The organism is Eubacterium sp. SB2, from assembly GCF_001244405.1.
GTDB classification, from domain to species: domain Bacteria; phylum Bacillota; class Clostridia; order Lachnospirales; family Lachnospiraceae; genus Faecalicatena; species Faecalicatena contortus_B.
Genome location: NZ_LN865153.1, coordinates 922,629 through 935,017 on the forward strand (window position 1 = coordinate 922,629; position 12,389 = coordinate 935,017).

Sequence of the window (12,389 nt, forward strand, 5' to 3'; positions counted from 1 at the left end):
TCGTGGCGGGCGCGCTTCATGCTCTGCACGATGATCTGCTTTCGGGATAAAACCTTTTTGATAACACTACTATTTTAACCCATTTTTTAATAGAAGGAAAACATATTTATTAGATATTTTTTATAGGAGGTCCTGCTATGGATGCTGAAAAGAAACTTCCGGAATGCCCTGTGGAAATAACGCTGCAGCTGATCGGAGATAAATGGAAAGTGCTGATTATAAGAGATCTGCTGGAAGGAACCAAACGTTTTAATGAGCTGATGCGCTCCGTGGAAGGAATTACTCAGAAGGTACTCACAAGCCATCTCCGCGCCATGGAGACCGCGGGCCTTGTGAACAGAAAGGTGTACCCCGAGGTGCCGCCCAAGGTGGAATATTCCCTTACCGAGACGGGTCTGAGTTTAAAGCCGGTTCTGGATGCTATGGTCGCATGGGGGACGGATTATAAAAAAATACTGTAAGTCAAAACAGCTCCATTCATTAAGATAGCAGGCGGCTCCTGGCAAGAGCCGCCTGCTGCTTTTTTCCTTGTATCATGTTACGACCAACCTGAAATATATCTGTTAGTCAATTGATATTTCAAAATCATATTTCGCGTCCGGATTGGTAACTTTGGATACACTCTTCCAGTCTACCGGAGCGTCACCGGACATGAATTTTTCTTCAAACTGTGCAATGTTTTCCTGTGAAACTGCCGGCAGTTCCAACTGAACTTTTTTCTCTCCGTCATATGTCTTGCCGTTCACAACATCGAAGGCTACCACCGCACCGAATGCTGCCTGGAGATAATGGCCTCCGGTAGAGAACCAGAGTTCCCCTGCCTGCATGGATTCGATTGCCGGATTTAAGAGGTCCATGCCTCCTACTTTAACGTCATCTATCTTGCCTTCTTCCTTGAGCACATTTACGGTAGCCAGAGCCAGGGAATCGTTGTAGCACCATACACCGTCCACCTCCGGATGTGACTGGTAGAGATTGCGGAATGCCTTATCTCCGTCATCCCAGTTCTCGCCGGCATATTCAAACTGGAGCAGTTCAACGTCAGGATTCTCTTCCAGTGCTTTATCCAGTCCTTCTTTTCTGCCCTCAGCAACAGAAGTTCCCTGGAATCCGCCGATTCCCAGAAGTTTCTTGCTGCCTCCATTGATCAGTGACATTGCGATCTGATATCCGGCCTCTTTATCATCCGGCCCGATAAAGCATACATAGTCTTCTCCTGCCTTCAGGTCGTCTCCCGGCCAACGGTCAATGATAACAAGCGGAATTCCCTTTTCTTTGCATGCCGCGGAGATCCCCGCGCATACGGAAGCATCCTGAGGACCCAGAACCAGAGCGTCGATACCGCCTGAAATCATGCTGTCCACATCTTTGATCTGTTCTGACTGATCGTTGTTGCAGTCGTCTGCCGTGACATTAAAGCCAAGCTCGTCTGCTGCCTGTTTCACATAAGTTAATGCATTTCCCCAAAACTCATTGTTTGCCGTTGGATAAGAATAACCGATTGTTATTTTTTCTGTACTTTCTGTCTTCTCTCCTGTATCCGTGGTCTCCTCTTTTTTCGTCTCCCCTTCTGCCTTCTTATCCGTACCGCATGCTGCCAGCCCAAAAATCATACATCCTGTTAACAGTATTGCCATTACCTTTTTCATATTTTTCATATTTTTTTCCTCCCGATTCTCGGTTTACATTACACAAATGTCTTTCAACTACTTAATGACCGGCGCATCATAGTGAGGCACAATATATTCCTCCGTAAGCGGCAGATCCACCCATGCATTCGTCTCCATGGACTTATAAGCCCCGACAAGCACATCCGTGACAATCGCGCTGTCCTCCGGTGTCAATGACGGCGGCACATCCTTTTCTATGCAATCAAGGAAGTGCTCAAGCATAGATTTGTACGCCCACCCCCGCTTTGGATAGATCGGCACCCAGCGTTTTGGAACGTTCCCGTCCGGCTGCATAATATCTTCTGACCAGAATAACTGCGGATAGCGGTACTCTTTCACGATCTCCGGAAGCTCACTCTGCTTGAAGTCTTTGCTTGTATAGACTGCAAGGGGAGCCGTCTGATATGGATTGGTTGCCTCGGAACCCGTGAAAATGGTTCCCTCGGTTCCATATACTTCAGATATATTGGATACACAGGGTGAATACCTGTCGCCGCTGATCACCCCGGTTGCTCCGTTTTCAAATTCGATGGTGATCCAGAAGGAGTCGTCCAGCTGTGTGTACTCTTCCGGGGTTCCCAGTCTTTTTATAATCCCCATCACGCGTTTCGGCCTGCTTCCCATCAGGAACATCAAAAGGTCCGCTCTGTGAGCTCCCAGGTCGAATAAAGCGCCGGCTCCTGCCAGCTTCGGGTCGGAACGGAACGGAGTGTAAGACAGCTGTTCGTGATAAAGGTTCCAGCCCTCATGCAGTGAAGAACGGCCCATCATCGGTTTCCCGATAAATCCCTCGTCCATCAGCTGTCTGGCTATCCTGTTCTGCTCCCAGAAGCGCTGATTCGTACCCGCCATAAGGAAGACGCCTTCTTTTTTGGATACTTCCACCATCTTCCACGCCTCATTGTGTGTACAGGCAAACGGCTTCTCAACAATGACATGTTTTTTCGCTCTCATGGCATCGATCGCCTGCTGTGCATGGAAGCGGTTCGGCGTACCTACAATTACAACCTCTACATTCTTGTCTTCGAGCATCTGTCCATAATCAGTATAAGTTTTTTCAGGTTCCCACTTCTTTGCCATTGATTCCAGTATCTCGGTATTTGTGTCGCACAGTGCCGCCAGCTTTGCATTTGGGAGTGCCGCAATTGACGGGCAGTGTCCAATCTCGGCGATGGAACCGGCGCCTACAATACCAACTCCAATTTGTCTCATAATTGTTACCTCCTTATTTGTAATATGGCAGTTAAGGTTCAAGTTAACGTTGTATGTTTTGTTCAAAAAAAAGAGTGATCCCTTCGGATGCTTGTCAACTTTTCCCTTAACCTTAAGCTTAGCTCCATTATACTGTTATTTTTATCCAAATTCTCGTAAAATCGATCCACATATTAGCACAATATGCCCAATTTTGTTCAGTATCCGCTGTTGTCTGCATCCTCCTTTTTTTTCCGAAGCTCCCTGGGTGTAATCCCATAGGTCTTTTTAAAAATTCTGGTGAAATAACTGCTGTTATCAAAGCCTGCGGCAACTGCTATATGTAAAATGGAGTCCTCCGTCGTCTCCAGTTCAAACCTTGCCTGACAGAGGCGGTACTGGTTAAGATATTCTACCGGCGATATCTGCATCCCCATCTGAAAGCAGCGTATCGCTTCGCTTTTACTGATATTTGCAGCCTGGGCAATGTCTTCAAGATATAGCTTTTGTGAATAATTTGCTTCTATGTATCTCATCATTTTACGCAGACGGGACTGGGATCTCAGTGAAATTCCCAGCTTCTCCATTTTCACCAGTTCCTCCCGGTGCCCGCAGAACAGCAGCCATAGGTTACAGACTCTGATGTGCATATCCAGCTCACAAAACGATGCATGGCTGCATATTTCAAAGATTTCCTCCAGCTTCTCAAGTATTTTTTCCTGCCAGGCCGAAGCATCCCGCAGAACAATATGGGAACATTCGGATTCGATAAAATCCCTGATGCAGTTATCATATATGACCGATGTTTCCGCCGCAATCAGATCTGAGGAAAATAAGATATTGGCAATGGCCCCGTCCTTACAGTTTTCGATGCTGTGAACTACCCTTGCATTGATGAATAACCCTTCCCCCGCTTCCAGCTGGATCTGCTGATTCCCGATCAAGCAGTAGACCGAACCATACATGACTTTTACAAATTCAAATTCCCGGTGCCAGTGCCATTCTATCTTTTCTTCATCAAACTGCTGCATTTCTTCCCGATTGTACTGGAAAGGAAATTTTTCCGTCCCGTGTGCCCTCAGCTCTTTCAAAGTCTCGTCGGTTACTATTTTTGTAATCTGCACAAACCTCAGCCCCTTAATTCGGTATACCTCTCCAGGAAAGGCCTGAGCCTTTCTGCTATCACAGCTACGCCTCCCTCTCTGTCGGCCTCGAAATTCAGCGGGAGGATCGGGTCATGTAGCGACATCCTGATCAGCATCCATCCCTTCACTTCATCATCCTGGAAATTGATGCGTATGCCCTCGTAGTTTGGCTCTGCAATGTGGAATTTCTCTTCCTGCTCCGCAAAAATACGAAAATCCTCCAGAATCTTTCTTCCATATTCTTTATAATCCGGAGCCAGTATCCGCAGACGCACTTCCCTGCTCTCCGCCGGTTTTTTAAGTCCCGCCGTCAGATCCTCCAGTCTCCGTCCCTCCCGCAGGGAGACGGCCAGTCGGCTGATGATAACCACGCTCATATAAGCCCCGTCATCCAGAAAGTAATTTTCCTTAACCGCACCATGCCCGGAAGTCTCGATTGCAAGATGGGTTTCGATCCCTTCCTTGTTTAAACGTATGGCTTCATTGATCACGTTCTTATATCCCCGCTTGAATCTGTGATGCTTCATCTTCAGCCGGTTCTCCAGGAATTCCGTCAGACAGTCCGAGGTTACGGAATCCGTCACCACCGTTGTATGGGGGTATTTCTCAGACAGGGCTGCGGCCATAAGGGCAATGACCCCGTCTTTATTTACTTCTTCTCCATCCGCAAATACGAAGGCTGCCCGGTCTCCGTCCGTGTCAAATATAACGCCAAGGTCCGCTTTTGCAGCCAGCACCGCTTTCTTTAACGCTTCCATGGCCTTTTCATTTTCCGGATTGGGCACATGTACCGGAAAAGTCCCGTCAGGATTCATGCAGATGCTGCCTTTAGTGGAGGCTCCCAGCGGTTCCAGTACGTTTTTAAAATAACCGCTTACCCCGTTGGATGCGTCGATTACAATATGCAGTCCTTCCAGTGGGCGATCATAATCATCGGCATTCACCTCCTTACAAATAAGATTTCTCAGGTATTCCGTATATGCGCCTGTCAGATCCGCGTCCTCTGCCCTGTGATATTCCGTCTCATAATTCATTCTGGATATGAGCGCCGCACGCTCCAGAACCTCCTTGATATCACTGCTTTCCAGGCCGCCGTCTCTGGTAAAGAATTTAAGGCCGTTCCTGTTGGGCGGCAGATGACTCGCTGTGATCATAACGGCTCCGTCATACTCAAACCCTTCCAATACCGTAGACATAAACATGGAGGGAGTAGACGTCAGCCCACAGTCATATACACGGCACCCTCTTCGTCCCAGCCCGTTAATGACCCCTCTTTTTAATTCCTGCGCGGACAGCCTGGAGTCGTGACCCACACCAACTCTCATGACTTTGTCCTCCTTCTTCTCCATTAGATATTCGGCAAAAGCCATGGCAATATCGCGCACGATATTCTCGGTCAGATTCACAGCCTCTCCCGCAGCGCTTTCCAGCGCAACTCCACGAACGTCACTTCCATTCTGCAGCTTTAAGTAAGCCTCTTTCCATGCCTCCATTTTGTTGTACCCTACCTTTCATAAAATTCTATTTTTGTTCCCGTCGGATCCCAGCAAAAACCGTATTTCTTTCCGGTGATCCGATCTATTTTTACTTCCGTTACCGGCACCCCTTTTTCCGACAATCTCCCCAGCATCTGTTCCACATCTTCTGCCAGAAAAGAAAGATGATTGAATCCCGGTAAAGATAATTCTGCATCTGCCTGCACGCCCGTACATACAGAGCCCTCTTTAATAAAGAGTTCGGCAATATACCTACCGCCGCTGTATAGTTCCAGCTTCCTTGCATTTTTATTGCTGGAAAACGACTCTCTGAACAGGTCAAATCCCATATAATCCACATAAAACCGTACTGTTTCCTCATAGTCCGGTGCAATCAGGCATATATGATGAAACTCCAGCGCCGGTTTTCCATTTTTCTCAGAGCTTACGCACTCTGGAGAGCAGTCCGTCCCTCCCGTCATTTTTTCTTTCATGCTGTCCTCCTGTATATCAAAGTGGGGAAGCCCACTTCAACTTCCGCCCCTTACCCATGAGGGGCTTGCACACTTTGGCGCCTCCGCGGTGCCGCCTTTCGGTTATATGCCTTATCGCGGCGTGTGCATCCTCCGGAGGGTTTTTATATAATAAGAAAGTGCCGGGCACTTTCCTATTATATAAAACAACTCTCCGGCCCTTACAAAGCCGGAGAGTTGTTATCCCGGATACCGCGTATCCGAATCAGGCTTTTCCTGATGAGCCTAACACACACTGTATTTTATGTTTTACAAGTTCTTTTACGTTATCTCTGCCCGGACGCAGATACTGCCTCGGGTCAAAGTGAGACGGGTTCTCTATGATGTCTTTTCTTACTGCCGCAGTCATAGCCAGGCGTACATCGGAATCTATGTTGATTTTACATACCGCCGATTTTGCTGCCTGCCTGAGCATCTCCTCGGGTATTCCGATGGCGTCATCCAATACTCCATGGTATCTGCGTATCATATCTACATATTCCTGGTTTACGGATGAAGAGCCGTGCAGCACGATGGGATAATCCGGAAGCCGTTTTTCAATCTCTGCCAGGATATCAAACCGAAGCTGTGGTTTTTGTCCCGGCTTAAACTTAAAGGCCCCATGGCTCGTTCCGATCGCAATCGCCAGCGAATCTACACCGGTTCTGGACACAAATTCTTCTACCTCATCGGGATTTGTGTAAGATGCATCTTCTGCCTTAACATTGACATCGTCCTCTATCCCTGCCAGTTTTCCCAGCTCACCCTCTACAACAACGCCTTTACTGTGCGCATATTCCACGACTTTTTTAGTCAGCGCTATATTATCCTCGAAACTGTGTTTTGATCCGTCAATCATGACAGAGGTGAATCCTCCGTCAATACAGGATTTACATATCTCGAAATCCTCGCCGTGATCCAGATGAAGCGCGATCGGGATGTCCACGTCCAGTACCGCGGCTTCCACCAGCTTCATGAGGTAAATGTGCTTTGCATATTTCCTTGCCCCTGCCGATACCTGCAGAATGACCGGAGACTGTTCCTCCCGGGCTGCCTCTGTAATGCCCTGTATAATCTCCATGTTATTGACATTAAATGCCCCGACTGCGTAGCCGCCCGCATATGCCTTTTTGAACATTTCCGCTGTTGTTACCAATGCCATGATGCATCCTCCTTCTACTGTTTCTTTTCAATCTCCGCTATTTTATCAATCCGTGTCTGATGCCTTCCCCCTTCGAATTCCGTGTTCAGAAACAGGTCTGTCATCATGAGCGCAAGTCCTGCGCCCACAACACGCCCCCCCATACAGAGGATATTGGCGTCATTGTGCTGTCTTGTCAGCTTTGCACTGAAGCAGTCGGAGCAGCAGGCTGCCCGGATTCCCTTTACCTTGTTGGCTGCAATGGAGATACCGATCCCTGTACCGCAGCATAGAATTCCCTTCTCGCATTCGCCAGCCGCAACCGCCTTTGCCAGAGGATACGCAATATCCGCGTAATCCACGGCCTGGGGGCTGAAGCTTCCAAAATCCCGGACCTCGATGCCCTGCTTTGCCAGATATGCTTTGATTTCTTCTTTTAGTGCAAAACCGCCATGGTCACTGCCTAAAGCTATCATTTTTTCTTCCTCCAGTCTCTCACTATCTGACGATCATGTTCGGTTTTCTCTCAGTCGATACCGCAACGGCAAAGATCACAACCAGACCCTTGATCAGCAGCTGTACTTCTGACGGCATTCCCCAGAGCACCAGACCGTTGGCAAGTATGCCGATCGTCAATACACCGATCAGGGTGCCTCTTACGCCGCCGACACCGCCGGTCTGTGATGTTCCGCCGAGTACGACTGCAGTGATAACATCCAGCTCATAACCGACGCCGACTGAGGGGGAACCGGAGCCAATGCGGGCCGCCATTACAATGCCGCCGAGCGCTGTCAGAACTCCCGCAAATAAAAATACCAGTACCTTCTGTTTCTTTACATTAATTCCACTTAATCTGGCTACATTTTCTTCCCCGCCCACCAGTCTGGTGTAGCGCCCGAAAAGCGTGAACCGTTCGATCAGAAATACAACCGCAAACGCTGCAATTGCAATAATCAGTATCCATGGCCTCAGGCCAAATACCTGTTTGATGGCCCCATTGTAATCCACCATTGTGATGGAACCGCCGCTGATCATCGTAACAAGAGCCCTGGCAATGGAGAGCATACCCAGAGTTACAATGAATGTGGGCACCTTCAGCTGCACGTGTATCACACCCATGAAGAGATAGCACACAAGTGACACTGCTATCGTAGCAAGAAGCGCCACAATCAGGCTGTTCGTCGACAGGTAGATCTTCGCCGCAATAACACCGCAGAGGCTAATCATGGAACCTACGGAAAGGTCGATGCTTCCCATCAGGATAATAAATGTTCCGCCCAGCGCACAGATCAGCAGGTCTGTGGAGGAGGTCAATACGCTCAAAAGATTGTTGATTTTTAAAAATTTGCCGGCTGTCGTAAATGAAAAGAGAATAAATAAAATCACAAACGCTGCCAAGGAAATATTCTTTTTAATAAAGCTAACTACTACATTTTTATTTTCCATTTTTCAATATTCCTTTCTTTATAGAATCAGACCATCTGTACTGCCAGCCGTTCTTCTGTAAAAGTATCCCGGGAGAATTCTCCGGACACTTTGCCCCGCCTGAAACAGTACACCCGGTCACTCATTCCGATCAGCTCCGGAAGCTCATCCGATATCAGCAGGATTCCCTTTCCCTGATTCTTCAGATCCTCCAGGATTTTATATATCTCATACTTAGCGCCTACATCAACGCCTCTTGTCGGCGAGTTCACGATCAAAAACTCCGATTCATTCACAACCCACTTGGAAATGGCCACTTTCTGTCTGTTTCCTCCGCTCAGGTCAGATACGGGTGTCGCCTCCGACGGCGTCTTGATCAGGAACCTCTTTATTGAATCGACCGCAATCTTTTTTTCTTTTTTATGATTGATAATCGCGTGCCTGCTGACATTTTTCATGTTCCCCGAAGAAATATTCATTGTAGAATCGTATATCAGAAACAGTCCTTCTTTATCCCGGTCCTTTGGTATATAGCCAATGCCATTTCTCATTGCCTCCAGCGGAGAATTGATTTTTACAGACTGCCCTTTAAAATAAATCTCGCCCCGGTCCACCTGGTCGTATCCAAACAGTGCCTTGCCAAAGCTTTCCGAACCGCATCCGCCGATGCCAGCGATCCCTACGATCTCTCCTGCATGTATCTGTATACTAATGTCTTCAAATTCTCCCGCTCTCGTCAGTCCCTTTGTCTCCAGCATGACGTCCCCTATGGAACTGTTGTCATCGCTTCGGTATACCGCATCCGATACGTCACGGCCTACCATGTTTTGTATGATCAGATCCGGAGAAACCGATTCGTTGACCTCCATTTTTGTGATCAGCTTCCCGTCCCGCAGAATGCTGACCCTATCGCAGAGGTCATACACCTCTTCTATGAAATGGGATATGTATATAATCGCGCATCCATTGTCCCGCTGCTCCCGAAGCAGCTGATACAGATTTTCTACGGAACTTTTGGAAATGGCTGCCGAAGTCTCATCTACAAGCAAGACCTTTGGATTCGTAGAAAGTGCACGGGCAATCTCAACTTGTTTTGTCTCCTCAAATCCCAGATCCGATAATAAATCCGTAGGCTTAATATGATCGTATTTAAATCTGTGCAGGATTTCTCCTGCCGCTGCAAACTGTTTTTTCCAGTCGATCAGCCCGGCTTTATTTGTAAATCTTTTATCCTGTCCCAGAAATATATTTTCGGCAACCGTCAGGTTGTTGGCAAAATTGGGCTGCTGCATAATGATTGCTACGCCTGCCTCTTCCGCATCATGTACGTTTCTTGGATTGTATGGTTTACCAAAAAGCTCCATCTCACCGTCCGTCTTGTCATATATCCCCATCAGGATCTGAAAGGTTGTTGATTTGCCTGCGCCGTTCTCACCTACCAGACCGTGAATCTCGCCCTCTTTGATCTCAATCGCATCATCAGCGCCCCAGTCCAGCGCCTTTGTCCCAGGGAAATACTTCTTGAGCCCGCGCAGAACAACCGCATTTCTTTTTTCAGCCAATGTTCTTCCTCCTTCCATTTTAGAAATATCCTCCTCCGGCCCGATACCGGAGGAGAAATGATCCGCTGTTACTCGAGTATCAGATTGAAGTTATATTCTGCATCCGGATTCTCTGCCCTGCTGGCTCCTGCCCAGTCATAGGACTGTTCTTTATCGAGAAATTGCTCCTTAAAGTCCTCCACATTGTTCTGATCCACACACAGCAGGCTCATCTGGACCTTGGCCGGGCCGTTATACTCCACGCCCTTCGCAACATCATAGGCTACAACTGCGCCAAATCCCGCTTCCATATAATGTCCGCCTGTTGAGAACCAAAGCTCTTTGGCTTCCATTGACTCCACCGAATTGCTGAGCAGATCCATGCCGCCGACTTTGACCGTATCCAGCTTGCCTTCTTCTTTCAGTATGTTTACGGATGCGAGGGCCATGGAATCGTTAAAGCACCATACTCCGTCCACTTCCGGGTGTGCCTGATACAGGTTCCGGAACGCTTTATCTCCGTCATCCCATGTGTCACCTGCATATTCATACTGTAAAAGCTTCACGTCCGGGTTCTCTTTCAGTGCCTTGTCAAGCCCTGCTTTCCTGCCTTCACCAACGGATGTTCCCTGCACACCGCCAACGCCCAGAAGGTTTTTGCATCCGGAATCAATCAGTGACATTGCGATGTCATATCCGGCCTGTTCGTCATCCGGCCCGATAAAGCATACATAATCTTCGCTGGCCTTCAGGTCGTCTCCCGGCCATCTGTCTATGATAACTACCGGGATATCCGCCGCTTTGCATGCCGCTGTGATCCCCGCACATACAGAGGCGTCCTGGGGCGCCAAAACAAGAGCATCGATACCGGAAGATATCATACTGTCGACATCCGATACCTGTTCCGCCTGATCATAATTACAATCATCCGCAATCAGCTTGAATCCCAGTGCTTCTGCAGCCTGCTTCGCAGAATTTAAGGCATTGGTACCCCAGAATTCATTATTGGAACCAGGGAAAGAATATCCGATCGTGATCTCTGCATCTGATTTGCCACTTCCGTTATCCGCACTGTCTGCAGCAGATGAAGCTTTTTCTTTCTCACATCCCGCTAATCCGAACACCATGCAGCCTGCCAATACTAATGTTAAAACCTTTTTCATATTCTTCATCTTATTTCCTCCTTCATGTCTGTCTCTTATTCGTACATCGTTATGCTGTTCATCGCTGCTTAATTTTACGATGCACATGTTTCTGTTCTGTAATTCCGGGCGCTGATTCCACTGTTTTGTCTCTCATAATACGTTCCTCCTGGGCATAATATCTCGTCTGCAAGTTCTCGATAAAGTTAACGTTAAAGTTTTTCTTTAAAAAAATATAACGTTTACTTTAACGTTAACTTCTTATCTGACTTAAATTTTACGCGCAAAGTCGAAAAAAGTCAATTGTCATATTTCCACAAATAGCCGATTATAAATTTATCTATTTTTTCCAATTGAAAAGAAATCAAAACAAAGTGGAATTCTCCGCGCTGCAGCTGCTGATTTTACTCTTGTCTCTTAATCAGCAGTATGGTACATAAACGGCCCTCCTGACTCCAGCACGGCTTTCGCCTCGGACAGCGAGGGAACCACGCAGAGGGCCATTTTTCTGTATTTTTCCTCCGGCTGTTTCATGTCGGGGACACAGATCACATCAATCCCTGCCCTGTATGCCGCCAGTATTCCCATTTCAGAGTCCTCTATCACATAAGCTTCCTCCGGCCGTACCCCCAATTTCTTGCAGCCATTCAGGAAAATATCCGGGCCGGGTTTGCCATGCACCACTTCATCGCCACAGATGATGTCATCAAAATACGCCTCTATCTCAGCATAGCGCAGGATACGTTCTACTCTTGCTCTGTCACTGGATGTCGCCACCATTGTCAGATACCTGTTCTCCTTTGTAAATCGTAAAATCTCCATCAGGCCAGGCTTCTTCGGAACCCCCTCCGCCGAAAACAGAAATTCCATCCTGTCATGGACGCATTGTATAATCTCTTCCAGGGGAAATGAATCTCCGAAATGTTCCCGCATCATCTTTCTCACCGCTGCCATGGGATGTCCCAGCATGAGCATGTAAAAATCCAGCGTCATCTCATACCCCCTGCTGCGGCACTCTTTCTGATACCCTTCCCAGGTCACTCTTTCACTGTCAATCATCAGTCCGTCCATATCAAATATTACTGCTTTTTTCATTGCCATTCAGCCTCCTTAACCACTGCGCTTTAAAAAAATAACCCTCTGGCCC

At 47.7% G+C, this 12,389-nt stretch carries 12 protein-coding genes; 1 reads left to right on the forward strand and 11 read right to left on the reverse strand.

Translation table 11 applies throughout. From position 1 onward, the window contains the following. Window positions 1–137 precede the first annotated feature (137 nt). Window positions 138–461, forward strand: coding sequence for a winged helix-turn-helix transcriptional regulator (locus BN1938_RS16430; protein ID WP_050641616.1), 324 nt, complete (start codon window positions 138–140; stop codon window positions 459–461). 102 nt (window positions 462–563) lie between these two features. On the opposite strand, the gene BN1938_RS16435 is transcribed toward BN1938_RS16430, so the two are convergent. The 11 genes from BN1938_RS16435 to BN1938_RS16485 all read right to left on the reverse strand — a co-directional run bounded on the left by BN1938_RS16435 (window position 564) and on the right by BN1938_RS16485 (window position 12,337). Continuing rightward, window positions 564–1,658 (reverse strand): ABC transporter substrate-binding protein, encoded by a 1,095-nt coding sequence (locus tag BN1938_RS16435; protein WP_242843877.1) that lies wholly within the window; start codon window positions 1,656–1,658, stop codon window positions 564–566. 48 nt (window positions 1,659–1,706) lie between these two features. Further along, window positions 1,707–2,882: a Gfo/Idh/MocA family protein gene (locus BN1938_RS16440; protein WP_050641617.1), complete on the reverse strand. Its 1,176-nt coding sequence runs from the start codon at window positions 2,880–2,882 to the stop codon at window positions 1,707–1,709. Between the two features lie 197 nt (window positions 2,883–3,079). After that, window positions 3,080–3,985, reverse strand: coding sequence for an AraC family transcriptional regulator (locus BN1938_RS16445; RefSeq protein ID WP_050641618.1), 906 nt, complete (start codon window positions 3,983–3,985; stop codon window positions 3,080–3,082). A 5-nt stretch (window positions 3,986–3,990) separates the two neighbouring features. Next, window positions 3,991–5,499: a phosphohexomutase domain-containing protein gene (locus tag BN1938_RS16450; RefSeq protein WP_050641619.1), complete on the reverse strand. Its 1,509-nt coding sequence runs from the start codon at window positions 5,497–5,499 to the stop codon at window positions 3,991–3,993. Window positions 5,500–5,510: 11 nt separating this feature from the next. Continuing rightward, window positions 5,511–5,975 (reverse strand): VOC family protein, encoded by a 465-nt coding sequence (locus BN1938_RS16455; RefSeq protein ID WP_050641620.1) that lies wholly within the window; start codon window positions 5,973–5,975, stop codon window positions 5,511–5,513. 244 nt (window positions 5,976–6,219) lie between these two features. After that, window positions 6,220–7,155 carry a class II fructose-1,6-bisphosphate aldolase gene (gene fba, locus BN1938_RS16460; RefSeq protein ID WP_050641621.1) on the reverse strand — a complete coding sequence of 312 codons (936 nt, stop codon included), beginning with the start codon at window positions 7,153–7,155 and terminating at the stop codon, window positions 6,220–6,222. A 14-nt stretch (window positions 7,156–7,169) separates the two neighbouring features. After that, a complete protein-coding gene (rpiB, locus tag BN1938_RS16465) occupies window positions 7,170–7,610 on the reverse strand; it encodes a ribose 5-phosphate isomerase B (protein ID WP_050641622.1) in 441 nt (146 codons plus the stop codon). A 22-nt stretch (window positions 7,611–7,632) separates the two neighbouring features. Then, a complete protein-coding gene (locus BN1938_RS16470; RefSeq protein ID WP_050641623.1) occupies window positions 7,633–8,580 on the reverse strand; it encodes an ABC transporter permease in 948 nt (315 codons plus the stop codon). A 26-nt stretch (window positions 8,581–8,606) separates the two neighbouring features. After that, on the reverse strand, window positions 8,607–10,121 hold the full coding sequence (locus BN1938_RS16475; protein ID WP_242843878.1) for a sugar ABC transporter ATP-binding protein: 1,515 nt from the start codon (window positions 10,119–10,121) through the stop codon (window positions 8,607–8,609). A 68-nt stretch (window positions 10,122–10,189) separates the two neighbouring features. After that, window positions 10,190–11,272: a substrate-binding domain-containing protein gene (locus BN1938_RS16480; RefSeq protein ID WP_050641625.1), complete on the reverse strand. Its 1,083-nt coding sequence runs from the start codon at window positions 11,270–11,272 to the stop codon at window positions 10,190–10,192. A gap of 387 nt (window positions 11,273–11,659) precedes the next feature. Then, window positions 11,660–12,337: an HAD family hydrolase gene (locus BN1938_RS16485; RefSeq protein WP_050642730.1), complete on the reverse strand. Its 678-nt coding sequence runs from the start codon at window positions 12,335–12,337 to the stop codon at window positions 11,660–11,662. Between the last annotated feature and the right edge of the window lie 52 nt (window positions 12,338–12,389).